The organism is Brachybacterium sp. NPDC056505 (genome assembly GCF_042794925.1).
Classification (GTDB): domain Bacteria; phylum Actinomycetota; class Actinomycetes; order Actinomycetales; family Dermabacteraceae; genus Brachybacterium; species Brachybacterium kimchii.
The window spans coordinates 36,075-61,552 of record NZ_JBHTSV010000007.1 but is presented as its reverse complement, the minus strand read 5'-3'; the positions used below and the strand labels follow the sequence as shown (position 1 = coordinate 61,552).

At 72.6% G+C, this 25,478-nt stretch carries 19 protein-coding genes; 9 read left to right on the top strand and 10 right to left on the bottom strand.

Annotated features, from left to right (window positions below):
• Positions 1-23: 23 nt before the first annotated feature.
• Together ACFQ53_RS06815 and ACFQ53_RS06810 are read right to left on the bottom strand one after the other, a co-directional pair.
• Positions 24-1,199, bottom strand: a complete 1,176-nt coding sequence (locus ACFQ53_RS06815) for an ABC transporter permease (RefSeq protein ID WP_377857206.1) — start codon at positions 1,197-1,199, stop codon at positions 24-26.
• A complete protein-coding gene (locus tag ACFQ53_RS06810) occupies positions 1,196-2,353 on the bottom strand; it encodes an ATP-binding cassette domain-containing protein (RefSeq protein ID WP_377857203.1) in 1,158 nt (385 codons plus the stop codon). The genes ACFQ53_RS06815 and ACFQ53_RS06810 overlap by 4 nt, the downstream gene beginning before the upstream one ends.
• Before the next feature lie 411 nt (positions 2,354-2,764).
• Here ACFQ53_RS06810 and ACFQ53_RS06805 point away from each other — a divergent pair, with 411 nt between their 5' ends.
• The 4 genes from ACFQ53_RS06805 to ACFQ53_RS06790 all read left to right on the top strand — a co-directional run bounded on the left by ACFQ53_RS06805 (position 2,765) and on the right by ACFQ53_RS06790 (position 7,693).
• Positions 2,765-4,888, top strand: a complete 2,124-nt coding sequence (locus ACFQ53_RS06805) for an NAD(+) synthase (RefSeq protein ID WP_377857200.1) — start codon at positions 2,765-2,767, stop codon at positions 4,886-4,888.
• A 140-nt stretch (positions 4,889-5,028) separates the two neighbouring features.
• Entirely contained in the window at positions 5,029-5,985 is a 957-nt protein-coding gene (locus ACFQ53_RS06800) for a metal ABC transporter solute-binding protein, Zn/Mn family (protein WP_377857197.1), read from the top strand.
• Positions 5,982-6,845, top strand: coding sequence for a metal ABC transporter ATP-binding protein (locus ACFQ53_RS06795; RefSeq protein ID WP_377857194.1), 864 nt, complete (start codon positions 5,982-5,984; stop codon positions 6,843-6,845). The genes ACFQ53_RS06800 and ACFQ53_RS06795 overlap by 4 nt, the downstream gene beginning before the upstream one ends.
• A complete protein-coding gene (locus tag ACFQ53_RS06790; protein ID WP_377857191.1) occupies positions 6,842-7,693 on the top strand; it encodes a metal ABC transporter permease in 852 nt (283 codons plus the stop codon). The genes ACFQ53_RS06795 and ACFQ53_RS06790 overlap by 4 nt, the downstream gene beginning before the upstream one ends.
• Before the next feature lie 78 nt (positions 7,694-7,771).
• Here the strand turns inward: ACFQ53_RS06790 and ACFQ53_RS06785 are convergent, their stop codons facing one another.
• Both ACFQ53_RS06785 and map read right to left on the bottom strand, forming a co-directional pair.
• On the bottom strand, positions 7,772-10,342 hold the full coding sequence (locus ACFQ53_RS06785; RefSeq protein WP_377857384.1) for a family 78 glycoside hydrolase catalytic domain: 2,571 nt from the start codon (positions 10,340-10,342) through the stop codon (positions 7,772-7,774).
• Positions 10,343-10,417: 75 nt separating this feature from the next.
• Entirely contained in the window at positions 10,418-11,203 is a 786-nt protein-coding gene (map, locus tag ACFQ53_RS06780) for a type I methionyl aminopeptidase (RefSeq protein ID WP_377857189.1), read from the bottom strand.
• A 376-nt stretch (positions 11,204-11,579) separates the two neighbouring features.
• Between map and ACFQ53_RS06775 the strand changes: the two genes are divergently transcribed.
• A complete protein-coding gene (locus ACFQ53_RS06775) occupies positions 11,580-12,257 on the top strand; it encodes a VTT domain-containing protein (protein WP_377857186.1) in 678 nt (225 codons plus the stop codon).
• 79 nt (positions 12,258-12,336) lie between these two features.
• Here the strand turns inward: ACFQ53_RS06775 and ACFQ53_RS06770 are convergent, their stop codons facing one another.
• Genes ACFQ53_RS06770 through ACFQ53_RS06750 form a run of 5 tightly spaced genes read right to left on the bottom strand, consistent with a single transcriptional unit; the run spans position 12,337 to position 18,915 of the window.
• Positions 12,337-13,536 (bottom strand): glycoside hydrolase family 1 protein, encoded by a 1,200-nt coding sequence (locus ACFQ53_RS06770; RefSeq protein WP_377857183.1) that lies wholly within the window; start codon positions 13,534-13,536, stop codon positions 12,337-12,339.
• Positions 13,537-13,560: 24 nt separating this feature from the next.
• The gene (locus ACFQ53_RS06765; protein ID WP_377857180.1) at positions 13,561-15,300 is read right to left on the bottom strand and encodes an ABC transporter ATP-binding protein; all 1,740 of its coding nucleotides are present in this window, start codon (positions 15,298-15,300) and stop codon (positions 13,561-13,563) included.
• A complete protein-coding gene (locus ACFQ53_RS06760; RefSeq protein ID WP_377857177.1) occupies positions 15,297-16,268 on the bottom strand; it encodes an ABC transporter permease in 972 nt (323 codons plus the stop codon). The genes ACFQ53_RS06765 and ACFQ53_RS06760 overlap by 4 nt, the downstream gene beginning before the upstream one ends.
• Positions 16,265-17,245, bottom strand: coding sequence for an ABC transporter permease (locus ACFQ53_RS06755; RefSeq protein WP_377857173.1), 981 nt, complete (start codon positions 17,243-17,245; stop codon positions 16,265-16,267). The genes ACFQ53_RS06760 and ACFQ53_RS06755 overlap by 4 nt, the downstream gene beginning before the upstream one ends.
• Entirely contained in the window at positions 17,242-18,915 is a 1,674-nt protein-coding gene (locus ACFQ53_RS06750) for an ABC transporter substrate-binding protein (RefSeq protein WP_377857170.1), read from the bottom strand. The genes ACFQ53_RS06755 and ACFQ53_RS06750 overlap by 4 nt, the downstream gene beginning before the upstream one ends.
• A 347-nt stretch (positions 18,916-19,262) precedes the next feature.
• Here ACFQ53_RS06750 and ACFQ53_RS06745 point away from each other — a divergent pair, with 347 nt between their 5' ends.
• Both ACFQ53_RS06745 and ACFQ53_RS06740 read left to right on the top strand, forming a co-directional pair.
• A complete protein-coding gene (locus ACFQ53_RS06745; protein ID WP_377857167.1) occupies positions 19,263-20,591 on the top strand; it encodes an Nramp family divalent metal transporter in 1,329 nt (442 codons plus the stop codon).
• A 49-nt stretch (positions 20,592-20,640) separates the two neighbouring features.
• The gene (locus tag ACFQ53_RS06740; protein ID WP_377857164.1) at positions 20,641-21,324 is read left to right on the top strand and encodes a metal-dependent transcriptional regulator; all 684 of its coding nucleotides are present in this window, start codon (positions 20,641-20,643) and stop codon (positions 21,322-21,324) included.
• A 22-nt stretch (positions 21,325-21,346) separates the two neighbouring features.
• On the opposite strand, the gene ACFQ53_RS06735 is transcribed toward ACFQ53_RS06740, so the two are convergent.
• Positions 21,347-22,432, bottom strand: a complete 1,086-nt coding sequence (locus ACFQ53_RS06735; RefSeq protein WP_377857161.1) for a LacI family DNA-binding transcriptional regulator — start codon at positions 22,430-22,432, stop codon at positions 21,347-21,349.
• Between the two features lie 210 nt (positions 22,433-22,642).
• Between ACFQ53_RS06735 and ACFQ53_RS06730 the strand changes: the two genes are divergently transcribed.
• A complete protein-coding gene (locus ACFQ53_RS06730) occupies positions 22,643-22,855 on the top strand; it encodes a heavy-metal-associated domain-containing protein (RefSeq protein ID WP_377857158.1) in 213 nt (70 codons plus the stop codon).
• 136 nt (positions 22,856-22,991) lie between these two features.
• Entirely contained in the window at positions 22,992-25,412 is a 2,421-nt protein-coding gene (locus ACFQ53_RS06725; protein WP_377857155.1) for a heavy metal translocating P-type ATPase, read from the top strand.
• Positions 25,413-25,478: the final 66 nt, after the last annotated feature.

Below are 25,478 nucleotides of genomic sequence, written 5' to 3'. Positions count from 1 at the left end.
CCACCCGACCGCCTGACCCGAGATCAGGCGATGCGCTCGCCGCGGCCCATGCGACGCTGCGGCGTGGCCAGGCGCCGCACCGTGAAGGCGAGTCCGCCGGCGCCGGCGAGGACCCACATGCCCAGGCCCATCGGCCAGACGGGACGGTCCTGGGGGCTGCCCAGATCCGTCGGGTAGCCGGGCGCGTCCTCGTCGTAGCACTCGTTGAAGTTCGAGGGATGCGTGGGGTCGGCGGCGTAGCGGATGCCCAGCGAGATCGTGCTCAGCAGGTCGAACGACGCGGGGTCCATGCCCGAGCGGTCGAGGTCGAGCGACGGCGCCATGTCCGCCACGAGCACCATCGGGTTCGGCCACATGAGCACGAGCGGGACGTCGGTGCGCACCACGTCGCGCCCCTGCTGACGGGGGACGCACTGGCCGACCTGGTCGTTCTCGGCGTCGTAGGACTGCTCGTAGATGGTGACGTCGCGATGCTGGACGAGCAGCACGGAGCTCGCGCCCCAGATGATCGGCAGCACGAAGGTGGTGCCGAGCACCACCAGATAGGCGAGGACCACGGAGCCCAGCTGCCTCGAGGCGAGCGCGGACAGGCCGATGCCGACGGCGGTGATGCACAGGGCGATCGCCGCGATCATCACGAGCACGCGCAGCACGTACAGCGGCGAGATCTGGCCGATCAGCGCCGTGGGCAGCAGGGCCGGCAGCGCGGCGGCGATGAAGGCGAGGCCCGTGACCCAGCCGGCCGCGAGCTTGCCCAGGGCGATCTCCATGGGCGTGAGCAGCGAGACCTGCAGGATCGCGAGCGTCCCGGTGCTGCGCTCGCCGTTGATCGCGCCGGCGCTCAGCGCGGGCAGCACGAGCATCATCGCGAACACGAGGAACAGCACGATCAGCGAGTAGACGACCCGCGAGACCCCGGCCATGTCCCCGAAGGCCTGCGTGTTCAGCCAGAATGCGCCCAGCACCAGTGCGCTCGTGCCGGTGAGCACCACGAACCACACCGCGAGCGCGACGTACCAGCGCACGGAGCGCACCTTCTGGCGCAGCTCGAGGCCGGCCATCAGCGCGACGCCGCGCGGGGTCGCGGCCCAGGCGGAGCGGCGCGGGCGCACGGCGGGGTCGGGCGGAGGGGCCGACGGCGGCTGGGAGGGCGGCCGGGTCGGGTCCTGGTGAGAGGGAGGCGGGGCGGTGGTGCTCACAGGGATCCCTCCCGACGTGCGGCGTCGGTGCGCAGGTACGCGGCCTCGAGGCGGCCGGTGGTGGGGGAGAAGCCGACGACCTGCGCGTCCTGGGCGACCAGGTCCCGCAGCAGCCGCGCGGCGGTCGCCTCGTCGGGCAGGGCCATGAGCGCCTCGGCGTGGCCGCTCGTGGTCCGCTCACCCTCGCGCACCTCGATGCCGCGGACGTCCAGGGCCGTCAGCGCCGTGCGCAGCGCGCCGGCCGAGAGCCCCTCGATGCGCCAGGTGCGCGGCCGGTGGGCGAGGTCGCGCAGGCTCGAGGAGTCCACCACCTCCCCGCGGTCCATCAGCACCACGGAGTCCGCCATCTCCTCGAGCTCGGAGAGGATGTGGCTCGAGATCAGCACGCACGCCCCGGCCTCCGCACGCGAGCGCAGCACGTCGCGCAGGCGGCGCCGGGCGGCCGGGTCGAGCCCCGAGGCCGGCTCGTCGAGGATCAGCACGCGCGGCTCGTGGATGAGCGCACGGGCCAGTCCCAGACGCTGCTTCTGCCCGCGGGAGAGCACATGGGCGCGCTGCTCGGCCAGGGAACGCAGGTCGAGCTCGTCCAGCAGGCGATCGATGCGCTCGCGCGCGACCTCGCGCGGCAGGAAGTACGAGGAGGCGATGACCTCGAGGACCTCCCGCACGCGCAGCGAGTCCCAGGCGCCGAACTGGTCGGGCATCCAGCCCACCATCGCCTTCACGGCCGTCGGGTTCTGCGCCGGGTCGACGCCGCCGATGCGGATGTGGCCGGCATCGGGCGCGAGCAGGGCCGCAAGCATCAGCATGAGCGTGGACTTCCCGCAGCCGTTGGGGCCGACCAGCGCGGTCACCGATCCCGCCTGCGCGGTGAAGCTCAGCCCGCGCACCGCGTGCACCGCGCCGAAGGACCGCGAGACGCCCGCCGCGATGATCGCCGGCGGGACGGCCGAGGCGTCGTCCTGCTGCTGCGGCGACGACGGGGCGGTGGGGTGCTGGGGGTCCGGTGGGATGCTGCGGTCGCGGGCTGACGGGACGGCGCCGTCGGGGCCCGACGGGATGGTGCCGGGGGCCGGCGGCTGACGCACGGAGCCGTCGGTCGGCGGCGGGGAGTCGCCGGTCGGCGGCTCGAACGAGGGCAATGAGGTGCTCACGCCTTCGATCCAAGCAGGTGGGGAGACCGCCGTCACGGGGATCCTGCGAATACGGAGGGCACGAGCAGGGGAGGAGCTGGGGAGGAAGGGTGAAGGCGGCCCGGCGGACGCGTCCGGCGGCATCGGCGGGCCGGCGGTCCGGCGGGCTGGCGCTGGACAGAGGGTCGTCGTCGTCCGCCGGCGCCGCTGCGGCAGGCGGTGCGGGCGGTCCGTGTCGCGCACGGGCCGATGGTGAGGAGCCATGGCGATATCGCCACGGCTCCTCACCATCAGCCCGTCCAGGACAGGCATCCCGTGAGCCGCGAGCCGTGGGCCGTGAGCCGAGCTCCCTCCGCCGTGAGCCGCTCGGCCGTGCAGTCCGTCCGGTCGGTGGCAGCGGCACCCGGCACGGGGCCTGGGTACGCTGGGCGCGTGACCTCGCAGACCACCGCCAGCACCCCGTCGAACGCCGCCTCGGCCGGCTCGTCGACCTCGATCTACGACCACGGCTTCGCGCGGGTGGCGGCGGTGACGCTGCCGGTCGCGCTCGCGGACCCCGCGACCAACGCCCGGCGTCATCTGGAGGCGCTCGCGGACCTCGACGAGCAGAAGGTCGCCGTGGCGGTGTTCCCCGAGCTGAGCCTCACCGGCTATTCGATCGACGACCTGGTGCTGCAGGATCCGCTGCTGGACGCGGTCGAGGAGGCGCTCGCGACCCTCGTCGAGGGCAGCCGCGAGCTGCTGCCGCTGATCGTGGTCGGGGCGCCGCTGCGCTGGCGATCGCGCGTCTTCAACGCGGCGGTGATGATCCATCGCGGCCGCATCCTCGGCGCCGTGCCCAAGGCTAACCTGCCCACCTACCGCGAGTTCTACGAGCGCCGCTGGTACGCCCCCGGCGACGACGTGGTCGGCGAGCGTCTCACGCTGCGCGGAGCGGGCGAGGCGGGGGCCGACGTCCCCTTCGGCGTGCGCCAGCTCGTGGACGTCGCCGACGTCCCGGGCCTCGTGCTGCACGTGGAGATCTGCGAGGACATGTGGGTGCCGGTGCCGCCCTCGGCGGAGGCAGCGCTCGCCGGCGCCACGCTGCTCGTGAACCTCTCGGGCTCGCCGATCACGATCGGCCGCGCCGAGGACCGCAAGCTGCTCGCACGCAGCGCCTCGGCCCGCTGCCAGGCCGCCTACGTCTACGCGGCCGCCGGTGAGGGCGAGTCCACGACGGACCTCGCCTGGGACGGGCAGACCTTCGCCTACGAGTGCGGCGACCTGCTGGGGGAGTCCGAGCGCTTCCCGCAGGGCACGGCCGCGACGATCGTGGACGTCGACCTGGATCGGATCGTCGCCGAGCGCCGTCGCCAGGGCACCTTCGACGACAACCGCCGGACGGTCGGCACGAGCGGGCAGTTCACCACCCACCGCGAGGAGCTCGGGATCGAGGCGCCCGTCGCCACCGGCCCCGTCCGTCGGCCCCTGCACCGCTTCCCCTTCGTGCCCGACGATCCCTCGCGCCTCGCGCAGGACTGCTTTGAGGCCTACAGCATCCAGGTCGCGGGGCTCGTCCAGCGCCTGCGCGCCATCGGCGGCGACAAGGCCGGCGGCACCAAGCCGGTCATCGGCGTCTCCGGCGGCCTGGACTCCACGCACGCCCTCATCGTGTGCGCGCGGGCGATGGACCTGCTGGGCCGCGACCGCTCCGAGATCCTCGCGTACACGATGCCGGGCTTCGCGACCACCGAGCGCACCCGCTCCAACGCCGAGCTGCTGGCCGAGGCCCTCGGCGCGAGCTTCGAGACGATCGACATCCGCCCTGCGTGCACCCAGATGCTCAAGGACATGGGCCATCCCGCGGGCGACGGCGAGCCCGTGTACGACGTGACCTTCGAGAACGTCCAGGCCGGCATGCGCTACGACTACCTGTTCCGCCTGGCCAACCACCACGGCGGGATCGTGGTGGGCACCGGCGACCTCTCGGAGCTGGCCCTGGGCTGGTGCACCTACGGGGTGGGCGACCAGATGAGCCACTACACGGTGAACTCGGGCGTCCCCAAGACCCTCATGCAGCACCTCATCCGTTGGGTGATCCGCGAGGGCATCTTCGACGACCACACCGGCGAGGTCCTGCAGGCGGTGCTCGACACCGAGATCACCCCCGAGCTGATCCCGCACGCGGAGGGTCAGAAGGCGCAGTCCACCGAGGACTCCATCGGCCCCTACGCCCTCCACGACTTCGCGCTCTACCACATGCTGCGCCGCGGCTACGGCCCCGGGAAGATCGCCTACCTGGCCCACCAGGCCTGGGGGGACGTGGAGGCGGGCGAGTGGCCGGTCGGCTATCCCGAGGAGGACCGCCGCGCCTATACGCGAGCGGAGATCAAGCACTGGCTGACGGTGTTCGTCCGCCGCTTCTTCAGCAACCAGTTCAAGCGCTCCGCGGTGCCCAACGGCCCGAAGGTCCTCGCGGGCGGCTCGCTGTCCCCGCGCGGCGACTGGCGGATGCCCTCGGACGTGAGCGGCCGCGCCTGGCTCGCCGAGCTCGAGCGGGACGTCCCCGGGGACTGACGACGGGCGGCCCGGCCGGGCCGTCGCGTTCTGTGCGCCACATTCGTCTGTCCGTGCCGTCACCCTTTAATGCGAACGATTATCGTGAGCGTGTCAGCCGGTGCCGCGCGCACCGCCCTCGCCCCTGAGAAGGACACCCCATGAAGCGTCGCTCCCTGCTCCTCGCCCTCCCCGCGGCCCTGGCCGCGACCACTCTCGCCGCCTGCTCGAGCGGGAACGACTCCGGCTCCGGCTCGGGAACCGGCTCCGACTCGGGATCGGGGTCCGACGGGGGCGGCAGCGGCGCCGCCGTCGCGCTCGTCGCCTCGACGAACGTCTGGGGAGACATCGCCTCCCAGGTCGGCGGGGACCTCGTCGAGGTGACCTCCCTGATCACCGACCCCGAGGCCGACCCCCACGAGTACGAGGCCTCGACCCGCAACCAGCTCGCCCTGAAGAAGGCCCAGATCGTCCTCGAGAACGGCGGCGGCTACGACGACTTCGTCGCGCGCATGCTCACCTCCGCCGGGAACTCCTCGGCCACCGTGCTCGACGCGGTCACCATCTCCGGCTACAAGGCCGAGAAGGGCGAGGAGCTCAACGAGCACGTCTGGTACGACTTCCCGACCGTCCGCAAGGTCATCGACGAGCTCGTCACCGCCCTCAGCAGCGCCCACCCCGAGGGCAAGGCCGACTTCGAGGCCAACGGCAAGCAGCTCGCGAGCGCGATCGAGGACCTCGAGGGCCGCGAGAAGGACCTCGCCTCGGCCGCGAAGGGCAAGGGTGTCGCCATCACCGAGCCCGTCCCGCTGTACATGCTCGAGGCCGTCGGCCTCACCAACCGCACCCCGGAGGAGTTCAGCGAGGCCATCGAGGAGGGCGACGACGTCTCCGCCTCCGTGCTCAAGGAGACCCTCGACCTGTTCGCCGACCACGAGGTCGACCTCCTCGCCTACAACGAGCAGACCGCGGGACCGCAGACCGAGCAGGTCAAGAAGGCCGCTGAGGACGCGGACGTGCCTGTCGTCGGCGTCACCGAGACCCTGCCCGACGGCAAGGACTACGTCGCCTGGATGAGCTCGAACCTCGACGCGCTCGAGGACGCGCTGGGCAAGTGACGGACGGCAACGACCACGCCGCGCCGCCCCTGCTCTCCCTGCTCGGGGCGACCAAGCGTTTCGGCGACCGCGTGCTGTGGCAGGACGTCGACCTCGACGTGCGCCGCGGCGAGGTCATCGCCGTGCTCGGCGCGAACGGCTCGGGCAAGTCCACACTGCTGCGCGCGATCCTCGGCCTCGAGCCGCTGAGCGCCGGCGGCATCCGACTGCTCGGCCGTGAGGTGGGGCGTGGGAGCCGACGCATCGGGCTCGTGCCGCAGCAGCGCCTGGCTGACGACGGGCTCCCTCTGCGCGGCCGTGACCTGGTGCGCCTGGGGCTCGACGGCGATCGCTGGGGTCTGCCCCTGCCGCGCCGTGCGGCCCGCGAGAGGGTCGACGAGCTGCTCGCCGCGGTCGGCGCGAGCCGCTATGCCGACGCCCCCGTCTCCCGTCTCTCCGGCGGCGAGCAGCAGCGCCTTCGGATCGCGCAGGCCCTCGCGGCCGACCCCGACCTGCTGCTGTGCGACGAACCGCTGCTCTCCCTCGACCTCCCGCACCAGCGGATGGTCGCCCGCCTCGTCGACGACGCCCGCAACCGCCTCGACCTGGGGGTCCTCTTCGTGACCCACGACGTGAACCCGATCCTGGACATCGTGGACCGCGTCCTCTACATCGCCGGGTCGCGCTTCCGCATCGGCACGCCCGACGAGGTGCTGCGCTCGGACGTCCTCAGCGATCTGTACGGAGTCCAGGTCGACGTGCTGCGCCTGCACGGCCGCGTCCTCGTCGCGGGCGTCCCCGACCACCAGCACCATGACGACGACGCCGTGCTCGCCCCGCGCGCGGCCGACGACAACGCACAGGCGGGAGGCCCCCGATGAGCGACCAGCTCTCCCAGGTCCTCTCCCAGGTCGTCGACTTCTCCGACTACGCGGAGCTGCTGCCGCTGCTGCGCAACACGATCATCGCGTGCGTCGCCCTCGGGGTGGTGGGCGGTCTGATCGGCGTGTTCGTGATGATGCGAGACATGGCCTTCGCCGTCCACGGCATCAGCGAGCTGTCCTTCGCCGGCGCCTCCGTGGGGCTGCTGCTCGGCGCGGGCGTGGTGCCCGGCTCGCTCATCGGCTCGATGCTCGCGGCGCTCGTGATCGGCGTGCTGGGATCCCGGGCGCGCGACCGCAACTCCGCGACCGCCGTGCTCATGCCCTTCGGGCTGGGACTCGGCATCCTCAGCCTCTCCCTCTACTCCGGGCGCGCCTCGAACAAGTTCGGCCTGCTCACCGGTCAGATCGTCGCCATCGACAACCCCCAGATCACCTCGCTGCTGGTGATCTGCGCGCTCGTCGCCGCGGGGCTGCTGGTGATCTGGCGGCCGCTGCTGTTCGCCTCCACGGACCCCGTCACCGCCCAGGCCCGCGGCGTGCCCACGCGCGCGCTCTCGGTCGTGTTCATGGTGCTGCTGGGTGCGGCCGTTGCCGTCTCCGTGCAGATCGTCGGCGCGCTGCTCGTGCTCTCGCTGCTGGTCACCCCGGCGGCGGCCGCGATGCGTCTGAGCGCCTCGCCCGTGCGGGTCACGCTGCTGTCGGTCGCCTTCGCGCTCGCCGCCTCCGTGGGCGGCGTGCTGCTGGCCGCGGGCAGCTCCGTGCCGATCAGCCCCTTCATCACCACGATCTCCTTCGTGATCTACGGGGTGTGCCGCCTGGTCTCCGGGGCGCGCGGCCGGGTGTGAGGGCGCCCGGTCCTGGGGCTGGGCGACGGCGGAGGAGGGAGGGGAGATCGCAGGCATCCGCCCGCCGCGGCCGGGCCCTCACAGCTCCCAGCGGTGCTCGCCCGGCCCGACCTCGAGGCGGCGACCGTCCGGCAGGTGCACGAGTGCCCGGGAGCCGTCGGGCACCGTGAGGTGCACCCTCGAACGGGGGATGTCCAGGTCGGAGGCCCCATCCGCGTCACCGCGCAGATCCTCGTCGGCACCCTGCTCCCAGCCCGCCCGGATCCCGCGGTGCTCGACCGCGAGGCGTGCGATCCCCGGGACGAGGACGGGCCGCAGCTCGAAGGTCGCCCAGTCCGGGGCGGTCCGGTGCAGGCCCACCAGGTCGCGGGCCACGAAGTCCACGCCGGCGCCCATGAAGTAGTGGGCGCGCGAGCGCACGGGCTCGACCCACATCTCCAGCAGGGTGCGATGGCCCGCGAGGCGCCAGCTCTCCCAGCTGGGCGGCGCGGGGTTGCGGGCGACCGCGAGCGCCAGGTCCGCGCGACCCGCCTGCACGAGCACGCCGCCCAGATGCGCCATGCCCAGGCAGCCGGCGTCGTGGTGGTCGCCGCGCGCGCGGATCTCCTCGACAAGATGCCTGCGGACCGCATCGACGTGCCCGGCGGGGACGATCCCGGAGGTCAGGGCCAGGATCTGCGGGGTCTGGCGGAAGCCCGGGTCCGTTGGGGCGCGTGGGTCCGAGTGGGCAGGCGATTCCGGCAGGGCGGAGTTCCCGGCCCCGTCACCGTCGGCGAGGTGGGGGCTCCCGTGCAGCGGCGCCGAGGCGAACACCGAGCGCTCTGCGTCGAAGAAGACGCGCAGCACGTGCGCGGCGAGCTCGTCGCGGGCGCGGGCATAGCGCTCGCGATGGATGCTGCGGCCCGCGCGCGCTATCACGTCCAGTGCCCGGTGCAGCAGCAGGGAGGACTCCAGGCGCACGTCCTCGGGCGGAGGGCCGTCGGCCCCGGGAGAGAGGTAGTCGCCCAGGATCCCGACCGCGAGGCCGTCCGCGTCGATCCGGCCCAGCTCGAAGTCCAGGTAGTCCTCGACGGCCTCGCCGTGGATCGGCCACAGGTCCAGGCCGTACTCGCCCTCGAGCGCGTCCACGAGCACCGGGTACAGCGTCGTCCATTCGGGGGCGGGCGCGCACTGGCCGTCGCCGTAGCCCCATCCGGCCGACGGCACGATCACGGGCAGCGAGCCGTCCTCGCGCTGCGCGTCGAGGAAGTCGTCGAGCCAGCTGGTGAGGAATCGCCGCAGGTCGAAGCGGGTGAGCAGGGCCGGCAGAGCCACCTGCGCATCGCCCGTCCAGCCGTTCTTCTCGTACGTCGGGGTGTCCGTGAGCACCCAGTGGAGGTTCGCGCGGACGGTCGCGACGAAGGCCTCCTCGAGCCACGCGAGGGTCGGGTCCGAGGTCTCCGTGCCGCCGACGAGCGGCACGTCGGCCCAGGCGGCGCGGCCCAGGATCTCCGCGTCCTGTCCCGGCACGGCGCCCCGCACCTCGACGTACCGGAACCCCTTGTAGGTGTGGTGGGACTCGAAAGGTCGGCCCTCGAGCGCCACCTGGTCGCGCTGGAAGCGACCGGTGGGGATGAAGGCGTTCTCGGCGATCACGGAGCCGTCGTCCGCGAGGCGCTCGCCGTGGACGAGGGTGACCTCGAGACGCTCGTCCGTGAGCGGCTCGAGACGCGTCCAGCCGGCGACGACGCGCCCTAGGTCGCCGACGAAGCGTCCGTCGCCGAGGTCCGTCCATGTGGGCAGCAGGGTCTCCTGCACGAGGATCGGCTCGGCCATGGCCTCGCGCAGCGGCAGCCCGGCGGTCGGGATCTCGCGGGCGGCGCGCGGGCGGGGCAGCGCGGCCGACGGGCCGGGGTCGGGGGCGAGCACCGTGACGGGAGCCCACTGCGAGGAGGCGCGAGTGTCGTGGGAGCCGGGGTGCTCGGAGCTCTCGGTGTCCCCGGTGTCCCCGGTGCCCTCGTCGTCCTCGGAATCCTCGAAGCCGGGCTCCCGCCAGCCGTGGGGTTCGAGGGCCTCGTCCCAGGTCTCGCCCTCGTACAGGCTGTCGAAGCGGAGCCCGCCGGTCGCGCAGCGCCACGTCTCGTCGGTGACCAGGACGTGCTCGCTGCCGTCCTCGCAGGTCACGTGGAGCTCGGCGGTCAGACGCGGGGAAGCGCGCCAGGGCGCCTCCGACCACATCCAGACCTCGGGCGAGTGCAGGTCGAAGAAGCCACGTCCGAGCTCCGCGGCGAGGCAGACTCGCGTCGACCCCGCCGCCTGCGCGGTCACGTCCCAGCTCACCGCGCGGGCGGCGACCGAGGCGTTCGTGAGCCCCGGCGCGAGACGCTGCTCGCTCGCCGGGTGGCCGTTGACCCAGGCCAGCACGGTGCCGAGCCCGGAGACGTGCAGCGTCGCCCGGGCGATGGGGGAGTGCAGATCCCATGTCCGGCGGAAGATCGGGGCCGCGTGCGGATCTGCGGCCCGCGGAGAGGCGGTGATCCAGTCGGCCCGCCAGAGGTCCGGCAGCGGGATCCGCGGGCGGAGGGTCTCGAGGTCGCGAGCGGGGCCGGTGTCGCGGCCGGGACCGTGCTCGGCGGGCGGCGAGGAGAGCGGTGGGGACGGCGTCGTCATCACGCGCTTCAGCGTAGTGGGCGCCGCCGCGCAGCGGAGCCGCCGCCCTCCAGGGACGTCGGCCCCGCGAGCAGGTCAGCTGCTGGCGCCGGGCGCGAGGGTCATGATCTCGGCGCCGTCCGCGGTGATCGCGATCGTGTGCTCGGTGTGGGCGGTGCGCGCGCCGGTCACGCTGCGCAGGGTCCAGCCGTCCTCGGGATCGGTGACCAGCTCGTCGGTGTCGACCATGATCCAGGGCTCGAGCGCGAGCAGCATCCCGGGGCGCAGGCGCAGCCCCCGGCCGGGGCGGCCGTCGTTGGCGACGTGCGGGTCCTGGTGCATCGTGGTGCCGATGCCGTGGCCGCCGAAGTCCATGTTGATCGGGTATCCGGCGCCGGAGAGCACCTGGCCGATGGCATGCGAGACGTCGCCCAGTCGCGCATCCGGGCCGGCGGCCTCGATGCCGGCCGCGAGGGCCCGCCGGGTGGTCTCGATGAGGGCGGTGTCCTCGGGGTCGCGCTCCCGGCCGACCACGAAGCTGATCGCGGCGTCCGACGCGATGCCGTCGAGGATCACGGCGAGGTCGAGAGTGAGCAGGTCGCCGTCGGCGAGGACCTGATCGCGGGGCATCCCGTGCAGCACGGCGTCGTTGACCGAGGTGCAGATCCAGTGGCCGAAGGGGCCGTCGCCGAAGGAGGGCGCGTAGTCGACGTAGCAGGACTTCGCGCCGGCCTCGAGGATCATCTCCTTCGTCCACTCGTCGATCTCCAGCAGGTTCGTCCCCACCTGGGCGCGCTCGCGCATGGTCTGGAGGATGCGGCCGACGAGCGCCCCGGTCGCGCGGGCGCGGGTGATCTCGGAGGGGCTGAGGATCTCGATCATGGGGGCCTTCCTGGGCGGGGCGAGTGCGGTGCGGCGGCGCGGGGCGATGCCTGATGACGCGGAGCGGGAACAATCTATCCGGCTTGCGGCACGTCCATCAGGGCGCGGCCGTGCGAGTCCGGCCACGTGCGGGGGCCCGCTCGCGGAGTGCGCGCGGCCCGCCCCCACAGCTTCTGCACAGTCCTCGCATGACGCCTGCACCACGAGCGCTCGCAGAATCGGACACCGTGGCGGAAGATGGACGTGGCGTCCGCGCGCGTCCCGTCGCGCAACCCGCCCCGCGCGGCGTGCGACGCCCGCGCCGGGCGCACCGGCGTCCTGCGCACCGCGCCCCGACATCGACACGACCACGAGACGTGACCACGGAAGAGGCCCCATGGACCTGCTGCACATGCTGATGGACCCCACGCAGCTGCTGGAGCGCTTCGGCGCCGCCTTCTGGTGGGTCGCCCACGCGATCGTCTTCATCGAGTGCGGACTGTTCTTCCCGATCCTTCCCGGCGACTCCCTGCTCTTCGCCGTCGGCATGTTCTCCCACGGCGGCGGTCTCGGCGTCCCGCTCGCGCTGTCCCTGCTGACCCTGTGCGTCGCCGCGTTCGCCGGCAACGTCGTGGGGTACGAGATCGGTCGCGGCCTGGGCGGGAAGCTCTACGAGCGCGACGGCCGCCTCCTCAAGCGCCGCTACTTCGACCGCACCATCGAGTTCTTCGACCGCTACGGCCGGCGCGCCCTGGTGCTGGGCCGCTTCGTCCCGATCGTGCGCACCTTCATCACCGTCGTCGCCGGCGTCGGTCAGATGCAGCGGCGCATCTTCTACACCTGGTCCGCCGTCGGCGCCGTGCTCTGGGTCGTGCTCATCACGATGCTCGGCTACGCGCTGGGCAGCGTCACGTTCATCCGCGAGAACCTCGAGATCGCCGTGCTCGCCCTCGTGTTCGTCTCCGTGGTGCCGATGCTCATCGAGGCCCTGCGCAAGCGGGCCAAGTCCCGGAGGGCCGCCGCCTCGGCCTCGGCGCAGACGCCCGATCGCCCGGGCGAGGACCAGCTGGTCTGAGCGCTGCAGGCCGGCTGGTCCGAGGACTGTGGACTGAGGACCGGCAGATCCGCGCGTCGCGCACCATCTGGTCCGACGCTCACTCCGCCGCGGAGGTCTCCGTCTCCAGCGCGCCGCGCCGCGCGACGTCGCCGAGCCACTCGAGGCTCGGCTTGGGCCGGCGCTCGAAGGTCTGCGGGTCCCAGCCCACCAGCCCGAACGTCGGCCGATACCCGCTCGCCCACTCGAAGTTGTCCAGCAGCGACCAGTGCAGGTATCCGCGCACGTCGATGCCGTCGGCGATCGCCCGGTGCACGCCCTCGAGGGCGCCGCGCGTGTAGTCGATGCGGCGGGCGTCGTCGGCGGTCGCGATGCCGTTCTCGGTGATCATCAGCGGCACGTGGCCGCTGAGCTCCCAGGCGCTGCGCAGTCCCAGCTCCGCCGCCGGAGGGAAGTACTCCCATCCGGTCAGCGTGGTCTCGACCCCGTCGGCGACCGGGCGCGGACCGTCCGGGCCGATGAAGGTGCGGGTGTAGGCCTGCACGCCCAGGAAGTCGTCTCCCGCGGAGTTCTCGAGGTACCAGAAGTCGCGCGGATGCCCGTACTCCTGCAGCGCCTGCTCGCTGCCCTCCTCGTCGCTCGCGTGGAAGGCCTGGGTGGCGATCGTCCAGCCGGACTGCACGCCCGGCAGCGCGGAGAGCACCTCGCGGGAGCGGCGGTGGGAGGCCAGCAGCTGATCGGCCACGTGCAGGTCGGGGAACGGCAGGCCGTGCGCGACCAGGTTCTTCGCGTCCTCGCCGCCCGCGAGCATCGCCGCGATGTTCGGCTCGTTGATCGTGCACACCACGCGCACCCCGTCGAGGATCCCGAGCACGCTCTCGGTGTAGCGGGCGAACAGCTCGGGGGCATCGTCGGCCCGCCAGAAGCCGTCGCGCTCGAACCAGCGCGGCACCGTGAAGTGCATGAGGGTGACGATGGGCTCGACGCCGTGGTCGAGGCAGGTCTGGATCATCCGCCGGTAGTGGGCCAGCTCGGCCCGGGAGACCACGCCGCGCTCGGGCTCGATGCGCGCCCACTCGATGCTGAAGCGGTAGGCGTTCATGCCGGCGTCCGCGAGCAGGGCGATGTCCTCGGCGAAGCGGTGGTAGCTGTCCGCCGCGTCGTTGCTGGGCTCCACGACCGGGGAGCCGGGCCGGTGCTCGAGCTCCCACCAGTTCGAGTTCACGTTGTTGCCCTCGATCTGGTGGGCGGCGGTCGCGGCGCCCCAGCGGAAGCCGTCGGGGAAGCGGAGAGTGGACATGGGACTCCTTCGTGGTGGGTCGTCTCAGGCGCTGAGCGCCCGGCGGGGATCGGGGATCGCGTCGAGCAGACGGATCGTGTACTCGTCGCGCGGGGCCCGCATGACCTGGGCCGTCGGGCCGTCCTCGGCGATCCGGCCCTCGTGCAGCACGATGATCTCGTCGGTGACGAGACGGGCGCTGAGCAGGTCGTGCGTGATGTACAGCAGGGAGACGCCGGTGGTCTCCCGCAGCTCGCGCAGCAGCGAGAGCACCCCGGCGCGCAGCGACACGTCGAGCATGGAGACGGGCTCGTCGGCGATGATCACGCGGGGGTCGCAGGCGAGCGCCCGGGCGATCACGACCCGCTGGCGCTGCCCGCCCGAGAGCTGGTGGGGGAGTTTGGTCAGGTACTGCTCGACCGGCGTCAGCCCCACCGTCTCCAGCAGCTCGCGCACCCGGCGCCGCACGCCGTCGCGGCGCACGTCGGTGAGGTTCGCGACGGCCCGCGAGAGCGTGTACTCGACCGTGCTCAGCGGGTTCAGGGCCGCGTACGGATCCTGGAAGACCATCTGCACGGTGCGGCGGAGGTCCCGCAGCCGGCGCCTGGGCAGGTCGCCCACGGACACGTCGCCGATCTCGATCCTGCCCTCGGTGGGCCGCTCGATGCCGGTGATGAGCTTCGCGAGGGTGGACTTGCCGCTTCCGGACTGGCCGACGAGGGCCGTCGCCCCGCCCGGCGCGAGCGTGAAGGAGACGTCCTGGACGGCGCGCACGGGCGGCAGGCCGCGCCGCGGGGGCGCATAGGCCTTGCTCACGCCGCGCACGCGCAGCTCGGGTCCTGCCGATGCTGCCGACGCTGCCGACGGGCCTGGCGCGCGGGTCCGCTCCGACTCCCCATCGGCCCGATCCGCGGGCAGCACCGCGCGGTCCTCGAGACCGGGCAGGCTCACGACCTCTGCCCGCGGGTCCGCATAGTGGGAGAGCAGCATCCGCGTGTACTCGTGCTGGGGGCGGGTGAGGATGTCGGTGCTCGAGGCGTCCTCGACGATCCGGCCGTCGTGCATGACGAGCACGCGGTGCGCCGATTCGAGCACCACGCCCAGGTCGTGGCTGATGAGGATCGCCGTGAAGCCCTCGCTGGCCTGCAGCTCGCGGATGGTGTCCATGACGGCGTGCTGGACCAGCACGTCGAGCGCCGTCGTGGGCTCGTCGAACACCATCAGCTGCGGTTCCAGCGAGAGCGCGAGCGCGATCGTCACGCGCTGGCGCATGCCGCCGGAGAGCTGGTCGGGATAGCGGTCCAGCACGTCGGGCCCCAGGGACACCTTGCCCACGAGCTCCGCGGCGCGATCATCGCGCCGTGCCCGGGGCACGTGCCCGTGGGCGGCGAAGATGTCGTGGAAGTGCTTGCGGATCGTCCGCACCGGGTTCAGCGCGTTCATGCCGGACTGCAGCACCATCGCGAAGCCGCCCTGGCGCTGGGCGCGCAGCGACTCGTGGTCCATGGTGGCGATGTCGCGGCCCCCGAAGAGGATGCGCCCGCCCTCGATCCGCGCGGGCGCCGAGGCGAGCCCCGTGATCGCGAAGCCGAGGGTGGACTTGCCCGAGCCGGACTCGCCGACGAGCCCGACGAACTCCCCGCGGGAGACCTCGAGGCTCACTTCGCGCACCGCGTGGGTGGGGGAGGCGCCGACGGGCTCGTAGACGACGGAGAGGTCCTGGACCGCGAGGATCGGCCCGTCGGCCGCGGAGTCCTGCGCGGGGGAGGTCTGGGCGCTGGTCATCGTCCGGTGCTCCCTTCCCGCAGTCGCGGGTTGCTGATGCCGTCCACGCCGAAGTTGATGAGCGTGAGCGACGTGGCCATGAGGGCGATGCACAGACCGGGGGCGAACAGCAGCGCCCACTGCCCGGTGAGCAGCGCGTTGGAGTTCTGCGCCCAATAGATCATCGTTCCCCAGCTGACCACCGAGGAGTCCCCGAGGCCCAGGAACTCGAGCCCCGCCTCGGCGAGGATCGCGGCGGTCGCCGCCCCGAAGAAGGAGCCCGTGATCAGGGACGTCATGTTGGGCAGGATCTCGCGGAAGATGATCCGGCCCGCCCGCTCGCCGGAGAACCGGGCGGACTGCACGAAGTCCCGCGAGCGCAGGGTCGCGGTCTGGCTGCGCAGCACGCGCGCGCCCCAGGCCCAGCCGGTGATCGCGATGACCACGATGATCACCGAGATGCCGCCGTTGCTGAGATAGGTCGCGACCACGATCATCAGCGGCATCCCCGGGATCACCAGGAACAGGTTGACGAGGAAGTTGATCGCGTCGGCCGCGAAGCCCGTCAGGTACCCCCAGGTGAGCCCCACGATCACGGCGATCAGGGTCGAGATGAAGCCGGCGCCGAAGCCCACCAGCACGCTGATGCGCGCGCCGAAGATCAGCTGGCTGAGCACGTCCTCCCCGGCGGCCGTGGTGCCCAGCCAGTGCTGGAGCGAGGCGTCCTGGCTGCGGTCGAAGGAGTTGTCGGTGGGGCCGTAGGGGGCGAGCAGCGGCGCGAGCAGCGCCACCAGCAGCAGGATGCCGATGACGATCAGACCGATGCGGGCCTTGCGGTTGCCCCACACCGTGCGGGCCGACGACGCCAGGGCGCGCAGCCCCGGGTGGATCCGCCGCTCGGTCCCGGTTGCGTCGGTCCCGGGAGCACCGTTGCGGGGCGCGCCGGTCGCGGGGGCCGTCCCCGGTGCGGTCTCTGGTCTGCGGTTCATCGCCTGGTCCTTGGGTCGAGGGCGCCGTAGAGGATGTCCACGAGCAGGTTCGCCACCAGCACGCTCACGGTGATCATGAGGAAGAGCGCCTGCATGAGCGGGTAGTCCTGGCCGATCACGGCGTTGAACAGCAGGAACCCGATGCCGGGGTAGCCGAAGACCTGCTCGACGAGGATCGAGCCGCCGACGACCCCGCCGAGGGCCATCCCGAAGCCCGTGAGGTTGGGCAGGATCGCGTTGCGAGCGGCGTAGCGCAGGGCGACGGTGCGCCCGCCGATGCCGTTGGCCTCGGCGAAGGTCACGTAGTCCTCGCCGAGCGTGTTGATCATGGCGTTGCGCATGCCGATGATCCAGCCGCCCAGCGACGTCACCAGCAGGGTGAGCGCCGGCAGCGCCGCGTGGTAGAGCGCGTCGACGACGAAGGAGCCGCTGAGCTGCGGGGTGGTGGTCGCCGAGTACGCGCCCGAGGTCGGGAACAGGTGGGCGATGTACCCGAGGAAGAACAGCAGCAGCAGCGAGGTCCAGAAGTAGGGGAAGGTGTTGATGAAGCTGCCTCCCACGGTGGGCAGGGCGTCCATCCAGGTGCCCCGCTTCCATGCGGCCATCACGCCCAGCAGGGTGCCCAGCACGAAGGCCAGCACGGTCACCGCGCCCACCAGGATCAGCGTGTAGGGCAGGGCGCGGCCGATGAGCCCGCTCACCGGCTCCGGGTAGAACGCGTAGGACACGCCGAAGTCGAGGTGCACGACCTGCCCCAGGTACGCCCAGTACTGGGCGAGCAGGCTGCCGTCCGGCACTCCCAGCTGGGCCTCGACGGCGGCTCGGGTCTCCTCGGAGACCGGGCCGTTCTGGGCGAGCCGCGCGATCGCGGCGTCGGCCGGGGAGCCGGGCATCAGGCGCGGCAGCAGGAAGTTCAGGGTGACCGCCGCCCACAGGGTGAGGGCGAACAGGCCGAGCTTGTTCAGCACGTATCTCATGACGCGCTCTCCTTCCCCGCGCGGCGCAGCCGGGCGAGCACCTTCAGGGGGGAGGAGCCGTACGTCTGCGGCGCGGTGTACGGGTCCTCGGCATCGGGCCAGCCGGTGAACCGGCCGTCGTTGTACAGCCCCCAGAGACCGCCGTAGTAGAGGGAGATGATCGGGATCTTCTCGTAGAAGGCCTGCTCGAGGCCGTGGATGATCTGGGTCTGCTCGTCCTTGTCGACGCTCTCGCGGTAGCGGCGCAGCAGGTCGTCGACCTCGTCGTCGCGGAAGCGGATGCGGTTGTTCTGGCTGGTCTTCCCGACGGGCTGGTAGTACTCGCTCGAGAGCAGGTTCGCGTACCCCTGGTAGGCGTCCGAGCCGTTGGAGGAGCCGACCGCGAGCGTGAAGTCGCCGTCGGAGAGCGCGGCCTCGTAGGCGGCGGCCTGCGGCGCGGAGATGGTGACCTCGATGCCGATCTTCCCGAGCTGGCGCTGGACCTCCTGGACCGCCCGCAGCCAGTCGGTGTACCCGTTGGCGGTGGTGATCGCGAGGGTGAAGGGGTCGCCGTCCTTCGTGCGCATGACGGACCCGTCGTGCGTGAAGCCGGCCTTCTCGAAGGAGGCGATGGCGGCCTTCGCGTCCTGGACGATGATCCCCTTGTCGGGGATCGAGGGATCCAGGAGGTCCTCCTGGTTGGGCAGGAGCAGGCCGGTCTGGCCGGCCTCGTCCATGTAGCCCTCCGCGGCGGCCTGGCCCACGGCGTCGCCGTCGATCGCGAGCGCGAGGCCGCGGCGCACGTCGAGGTCGTCGAACGGCGCCTTGTCGTGGTTCGGGTGCAGCCCGATGATGCCGCCCGGCGGGAACCAGTGCCGGTTGTGCGCGTTGGCCGCGCCCCAGGTGGCGTCGACGTCGCTCATGAACGAGTAGCACCAGTCGTAGCCCTTGGTGACCACGTCGAGCTCGCCGGTCGCGGCGGGGAACACGATGTGCTCGACGTCCACGTCGTCGGCCGCCCAGTGGTCCGCGAAGCGGTCCATCGAGTACTGGAGCGGGGTGAAGCTCGCGAGCGTGAAGGGGCCCGAGCCGACGGGCTTCTCGTTGCGCCAGGTGGTGGGGTCCTCGACGTCGGACCAGATGTGCTCGGGCACGATGAGCGTCGCGCCGAGGATGCCGACCGCGGGGGAGTCCGCGCCCTTCAGGGTGAAGCGGATCCGCGAGCCGTCGGCCTCGAGGGAGTCGAGATGCCCCCAGACGCCCTTGAGGTCGTTGGCCGGGAACTCCTTGAGCATGCGGAAGGTGAACAGGACGTCGTCGGCCGTGAGCGGCGTGCCGTCGGACCAGGTCACGCCCTCGCGCAGCGTCATCGTCACCGACGACGGGTCGCTCTGGTCCCAGTCCGCGGCGAGCCACGGGTCCATGGATCCGTCGAGCGGGTTGAGCAGGATCAGCGGCTCAAAGATCAGGCCGACGCTCGTGCGGGCGTTCGCCTGGAACGGGTTGAAGTTCGCGGTGAACGTCGGATTGCCCTTGTCTCCCGCGATCTGCAGGGTGTCCGCGCCGATGGTCGGGTCCGGGCGGCTGCGCACCTGCAGGCTGCAGCCCGAGGCGGCGCCCGCGAGGAGTGCAGCGGAGGCCCCGGTCAGCAGGGTGCGACGGCCGACGCGCGGGGTGTTCGTGGAAGGCACGGGACTCGATCCTGACGTCGTTGTGCAAGAGGTCTCCGGTCCGATCCGTGCGGGTCTGCTGGTGGCGGTCACTCGTGGGTCTCGCTCAGGAGCCTCGCTCGGTCGATCGCCCGGGGGAGCGCGACGGGTGCGCAGGCTCGGACGGCCGGAGGATTGTGAGTGTATGCGCATACATAGGCGGGCGCAAGAGGTGTCTGGGCGCGGATCCGGCACGAATCCGGTGCGGGTTGGGTGCGGGTGCTCGAGCGCGGTGGACGTCGACGCCCGAGCGGGCGGACGGGGTGCAGTGGTCGCGACGCGCGCTCGACGGGTGTGCATCGAGGCGTGTTTTAAGGTACGTTAAATCCATGGCGGAACCCGTGGTCGATCAGCGCACCCAGGCACCCGTTCCTCGCACGGAGGAAGGGCGTCGGGCCGGTGCGCGTCCCGACGGGTCGCGCGAGCCCGGCCCCGCCCGTCGGTCCCGCGGCCCCTGGCGCACGCTGCGTCTGCTGGGCCCGGCCTTCGTCGCCGCCGTCGCCTACGTGGACCCCGGGAACATCGCCGCGAACATCACCGCCGGCGCCCGCCACGGCTACCTGCTGCTGTGGGTGCTCGTGGTCGCGAACCTCATGGCGATGCTCGTCCAGTACCTCTCGGCGAAGCTCGGCGCGGTCACCGGCCGCACCCTCGCCGATCATCTCGGAGCGACCCTGGGCCGACGCTCGCGCCTGCTGTTCTGGCTGCAGGCGCAGGCCATGGCGATCGCGACCGACATCGCCGAGGTCGTCGGCGGCGCGATCGCCCTGCGCATCCTCTTCGGGCTCCCGCTGCTGGTCGGCGGCGTCATCGTCGGCGCCGTCTCGATGGCCCTGCTCGCCGTGCAGTCCCGCTTCGGCCAGAGGCCCTTCGAGCACGTGATCATCGGGCTGCTGGGCGTGATCACCATCGGGTTCCTCGCCGGGCTCGTCGTCGCCCCGCCCGATCCGGTGGCCCTGGCCGACGGGCTGATCCCGCGCTTCGACGGGGGCGGCACCGTGCTGCTCGCGGCCTCGATGCTGGGCGCGACCGTCATGCCCCACGCGATCTACCTGCACGCCGGACTCGTGCGCGACCGCCACGGCAGCGACCGCTCTCCCGGGAGGATCACCCGCGTGGTCCGCGCCTCGCGCTGGGACGTGGTGCTCTCGCTGTGCCTCGCGGGCACCGTGAACATCGCGATGCTGGTCCTGGCCGCCGAGGCGCTCCCCGGGATCCCCGGCACCGACACCATCGAGGGCGCGCAGGCCGCGATCTCCGCCGCCTCCGGGCCCGTGGTCGGCGTGCTCTTCGGGATCGGGCTGCTCGCCTCCGGGCTCGCCTCCTCCTCCGTGGGCGCCTACGCGGGCAGCGAGATCATGCGCGGCCTGCTGCATCGGCGGATTCCGCTCGTGCTGTCCCGCCTGCTCACCCTGCTGCCGGCGCTCGTCGTGCTCGCGATCGGCGCCGAGCCCACCGCGGCCCTCGTGCTCAGCCAGGTCGTGCTCAGCCTCTGCCTGCCCTTCGCCCTGGTGCCGCTCGTGACCCTCACCGGCCGGCGCGCCCTGATGGGGAGCTTCGCGAACTCGCGGCCGGTCACCGTGATCGCCTGGATCGTCGTCGCGCTCATCATCGCCCTGAACCTCGCGCTCGTCCCGATGTCGCTCGCGGGCGGGTGAGCAGGGGCGAACCGGAGGTCGCCATCGGCCCCGGCGATACGATGCCGGGGTGAATCCCGACGAGCTCAGTCCCGTGGCCCAGGACTACCTCAAGGTGATCTGGTCGCGCACCGAATGGGGTGCCCCGCCGATCACCACGGGCGAGCTCGCCCAGCGCTTCGGCACCTCCGCCGCCAACGTCACCGAGACCCTCAAGCGCCTGGACGCCCAGGGCCTCGTGGCCCGCATCCCCTACAAGCCCGTCGAGCTCACCGAGGCCGGCGCGCAGTGCGCGATCGCGATGGTGCGCCGCCACCGTCTGCTGGAGACCTACCTGGTGGAGGCCCTCGGCTACGACTGGGACGAGGTGCACGACGAGGCCGAGCGCCTCGAGCACGCCGTGAGCGACACCTTCATCGCCCGCATCGACGCGATCCTCGAGCATCCGACGGCGGACCCCCACGGCGACCCCATCCCCGATGCCGACCACCGCTGGGCACACCCCGAGGACGCGCGGCGCCTCGCGAACGTCACCGGCAGCGGCCGCTTCCGCGTCCTCGTGGTCTCCGACGCCGACCCCGAGGTGCTGCGCACCGCCCGCGAGCTGGGGCTCGTGCCCGGTGTGGAGCTCGACATCGACGCGGGGGAGAGTGGCGCGTCGGGCGAAGGTCCGCTGGTGCGGGTGCTCGGGCGCGAGGGCGTCGAGGTGCCCGGGAGCGTCGCCGAGGGGATGCTCGTGCGGCCGATCGTATGAGGGCGACGGGCCCGACGGGCGCTCAGCGCCCGAGCGGCCCGCAGCTCTCGCGCAGCAGCACGTCGACCGGGAGCTGCAGGTCCTGGCCGGGAGCGTCGGCATCGGCCATCCGACGCAGCAGCGTCTGGACCGCCTGAACGCCGACGTCCGTCATCGGCTGGCGCACGGTGGTGAGCGGCGGACGGGACCAGCGCGCGTCCTCGATGCCGTCGAACCCGGTGACCACGCAGTCGCACGGGACGCCGATGCCGGCCTCTCGCAGCGCAGTGAGCGCCCCGAGCGCGCTCTGGTCGTTCGCCGCGATCACCGCGCCCGGGCGGACGTCCGCGAGGGCGCGGCGCATCTCCTGCGCCCCGCCCTCGGTCGTGAAGTCGGTGGACGCGATGCGCCAGGTCTCGCCGCTGCCGTCGATCTCCCGGCGGAAGCCCTCCTCGCGCTCGACCCCGTCGGGCGAATCCGCGGGTCCGCCCAGGTAGACCACGGGGCCCTCGGGCTTGCGCGCGAGCACGTGGCGGGTCACCGCCGCCATCCCGCCCGCGTTGTCCACGCGCACGGAATCGGCCGTCCCGGCGGCGCGGCCGGCGACCACCACGAGCGGCACGCGGCGCGCCGAGCGGGCGATGAGGTCGTCGGGCACGGTGCGGGAGATGACGATGATCCCGTCGACCCGACCCTCCAGATCGTCCAGCACCACGCTCCGGCTGAGGTCGGGGCCGGAGGCGACCAGGAGTGCATAGCCGCTGCCCCAGGCGCTGATCTCACAGCCGCGCACGAGCTGCTCGAAGTAGTGGTTGCGCTCGGGGTCCACGAAGCTGCGGTCCATGTCGTCGATGAACTCGACGACGTGATCGCCCGCGGATCCCGGCTGCGGCACCGGCGGGGCGTCGTGGCCGGGGATGAGCAGGCCCAGCACGCCGGTGCGGCGGCCTGCGAGGCCCCGCGCGCTCGCGTTGGGGACGTAGCCGAGCTCGTCGATCGCGGCGAGCACCCTCTCCCGCGTCGACTCGGTGACCTTCTGCGGGCTGCGCAGCACGCGCGAGACCGTTGCGATCGAGACCCCTGCGCGCGTCGCGACGTCGTAGACGGTCGGCGGTTTCCTGGGTGGCACGGGGAACCTCCAGGCGTCGGGCGGAGTGCTCGACGGGGTCGGGGACGGGGTGGACGTCATGAGCCGGATGGGGACGGGTGTCCGCAGGGTACCCGAGAGCGGGGACGCGCCGGTGCGTGACGGCCTGCTGGACTCGTTGACAGTTATACCCCCTAGGGGTATAGATTCGAGCTGTGCCCGAGCGGGCGCCGACGAACCGAGGAGGAGTCCATGACCACGACCGAGTTCCAGGTGACCGGGATGACCTGCGGGCACTGCGAGATGTCCGTGCGCGAAGAGGTCGGCGAGGTCCCCGGCGTCGAGGGCATCGAGGTCAGCCACGAGACCGGCCGTCTGGTCGTCTCCGGCCCCGAGGTGATCGACGAGTCCGCCGTGCTCGCCGCCGTCGAGGAGGCCGGGTACGAGGCCAGCCGCGTCGGCTGAGTCAGCGCCGTGAGCCGGCCCGCGCCGGTCGCCCGAGCTGTGCTGCGGGCCCAGCGCGTGCCGCCGGCCGATCCGCGCCGGCGGCGTGCTCCCGCGCCGCCCGTGTCCCCTCTGTTCCCGTCCCGAAGGAGCTTCGATGACATCCGTCGACCCCGCCGAGCGCAGCACGCCGAGCGGCGCGATCGGTCCGCTGCGCGGGATCGACCTCGACATCGGCGGGATGACCTGCGCCTCCTGCGCGAACCGCATCGAGCGCAAGCTCAACAAGCTCGACGGCGTGGAGGCGAGCGTCAACTTCGCGACCGAGTCCGCGAGGGTCACCGCTCCCGAGGATCTCGACCCCAAGGTGCTGGTGGGGACCGTGGCCAAGGCCGGATACACGGCCACGATGCCTGCGGGCCCGTCGGGCCCGTCGGGCCCGTCGAGTCCAGACCCTTCGGGTGTGGTACCCGAGGGCCGCGCGCCGTCGGCACACGCGGGATCCGACGCAGCCGGCCCGTCGGGCGCCCCCGGATCTTCGACCGGGTCCACCGTCGAGGACACCTCCGACGCCGAGCCCATCGACCCCGAGCTGGTCTCCCTGCGCCAGCGCCTGATCGGCGCGGCCGTGCTCGGAATCCCCGTGATCGCCCTGGCCATGATCCCGGCGCTGCAGTTCACGTACTGGCAGTGGGCCTCGCTCGTGCTCGCCGCGCCCGTGATCGTCTGGGCCGGCTGGCCCTTCCACCGCGCGGCGCTCATCAACGCCCGCCACGGAGCGGCGACGATGGACACCCTGATCTCGATGGGCACCACGGCCGCGTTCCTGTGGTCGCTGTACGCCCTGTTCCTGGGGGACGCCGGCATGCCGGGAATGCACCACGGCTTCGACCTCACCATCGCCCGGTCCGACGGCGCCTCCACGAGCTACCTCGAGGTCGCCGCCGGGGTCATCCTGTTCATCCTCGCCGGCCGGTACATCGAGAAGCGCTCGAAGCGCGAGGCCGGGGCCGCTCTGCGGGCCCTCCTCCATCTGGGGGCGAAGGACGTGGCGGTGCTGCGCGGCGGCACCGAGGTGCGCATGCCGATCGGCGACCTGGCCCCGGGCGACGAGTTCGTGGTGCGGCCCGGCGAGAAGATCGCGACCGACGGCGAGATCGTCTCCGGGCACAGCGCCGTGGACGCCTCCATGCTCACCGGCGAGTCGGTGCCCCAGGAGGTCGCTGAGGGAGACGCCGTCACCGGCGCGACCGTGAACAGCGGCGGACGGCTCGTGGTGCGCGCGACCCGCGTGGGCGCCGACACCCAGCTCGCCCAGATGGCGCAGCTCGTGAAGGACGCCCAGTCCGGCAAAGCGCGCGTGCAGCGCCTGGCCGACCGGATCTCCGGCGTGTTCGTGCCGATCGTGCTCGGGATCGCGCTGGTCACGCTCGTCGTCTGGCTGCTCACCGGGCACGGAGCGGAGGCCGCGTTCACCGCGGCCGTGGCCGTCCTCATCATCGCCTGCCCCTGCGCGCTGGGCCTCGCGACCCCCACGGCGCTGCTGGTGGGCACCGGCCGCGGCGCCCAGCTGGGCATCCTCATCAAGGGGCCCGAGGTGCTCGAGAGCACCGGCGACCTCGACACGGTGGTCCTGGACAAGACCGGCACCGTGACCACCGGACGGATGACCCTCGTCGACGTGCATCCGGCCGGCGGCATCGACGTCGAGACGCTGCTGCGCCGCGCGGGCGCCGTCGAGGACTCCTCCGAGCACCCGATCGCCCAGGCCATCGCCCGCGGAGCCGGCGAGCGCATCGGGAACGTCCCCGAGGCGACCGGCTTCGAGGCCCTGCCCGGCCGCGGCGCCCGCGGGATGGTCGACGGGGTGCACGTGAGCGTGGGACGAGAGCTCGGGGATGACGGAGCCAGCGGGGCCGACGGGGTCCGGGTGCCGGCCGAGCTCGCCGAGTTCCAGGAGAGCGCGCAGGCGGCCGGCCGCACCGCCGTGCTCGTCGCCTGGGACGGGCAGGCGCGCGGCGTCCTCACCGTCGCCGACGCCGTGAGGCCCTCGAGCGCCGAGGCCATCTCGCGCCTGCGTGAGCTGGGACTGCGCCCCGTGCTGCTGACCGGCGACGGCCGCACCGTCGCCGAGCGCGTCGCCTCCGAGGTCGGCATCGACGAGGTCATCGCCGAGGTCATGCCCGAGGACAAGGTCTCCGTGATCGCCCGCCTGCAGGGCGAGGGGCGGAAGGTCGCGATGGTCGGCGACGGCGTCAACGACGCGGCCGCCCTCGCGCAGGCCGACCTGGGCCTGGCCATGGGCGGCGGCACCGACGCGGCCATCCAGGCCGCCGACATCACCCTGGTGCGCAGCGACCTGCGCTCCGCGGCCGACGCGGTCCGCCTCGCACGCCGCACCCTGCGCACGATCCGCGGGAACCTGTTCTGGGCCTTCGCCTACAACGTCGCCGCCATCCCGCTGGCCGCGCTCGGCCTGCTGAACCCCATGCTCGCCGGTGCGGCCATGGCCTTCTCCAGCGTGTTCGTGGTCCTCAACAGCCTCCGCCTGCGCACCTTCCGGGCCGACGCGCGCTGAGCGCCCGGGACCTGCGCGGTTCCCGTGGCGCCCTGTTCGCTCCTGAGCCCGCGGCACCCAGGACGC

Coding starts and splice junctions, on each gene's coding strand:
- ACFQ53_RS06800 (WP_377857197.1), top strand. CDS start 5,029: ATGAAGCGTCGCTCCCTGCTCCTCGCCCTCCCCGCGGCCCTGGCCGCG.
- ACFQ53_RS06790 (WP_377857191.1), top strand. CDS start 6,842: ATGAGCGACCAGCTCTCCCAGGTCCTCTCCCAGGTCGTCGACTTCTCC.
- ACFQ53_RS06785 (WP_377857384.1), bottom strand. CDS start 10,342: ATGACGACGCCGTCCCCACCGCTCTCCTCGCCGCCCGCCGAGCACGGT.
- map (WP_377857189.1), bottom strand. CDS start 11,203: ATGATCGAGATCCTCAGCCCCTCCGAGATCACCCGCGCCCGCGCGACC.
- ACFQ53_RS06775 (WP_377857186.1), top strand. CDS start 11,580: ATGGACCTGCTGCACATGCTGATGGACCCCACGCAGCTGCTGGAGCGC.
- ACFQ53_RS06770 (WP_377857183.1), bottom strand. CDS start 13,536: ATGTCCACTCTCCGCTTCCCCGACGGCTTCCGCTGGGGCGCCGCGACC.
- ACFQ53_RS06765 (WP_377857180.1), bottom strand. CDS start 15,300: ATGACCAGCGCCCAGACCTCCCCCGCGCAGGACTCCGCGGCCGACGGG.
- ACFQ53_RS06760 (WP_377857177.1), bottom strand. CDS start 16,268: ATGAACCGCAGACCAGAGACCGCACCGGGGACGGCCCCCGCGACCGGC.
- ACFQ53_RS06755 (WP_377857173.1), bottom strand. CDS start 17,245: ATGAGATACGTGCTGAACAAGCTCGGCCTGTTCGCCCTCACCCTGTGG.
- ACFQ53_RS06745 (WP_377857167.1), top strand. CDS start 19,263: ATGGCGGAACCCGTGGTCGATCAGCGCACCCAGGCACCCGTTCCTCGC.
- ACFQ53_RS06730 (WP_377857158.1), top strand. CDS start 22,643: ATGACCACGACCGAGTTCCAGGTGACCGGGATGACCTGCGGGCACTGC.
- ACFQ53_RS06725 (WP_377857155.1), top strand. CDS start 22,992: ATGACATCCGTCGACCCCGCCGAGCGCAGCACGCCGAGCGGCGCGATC.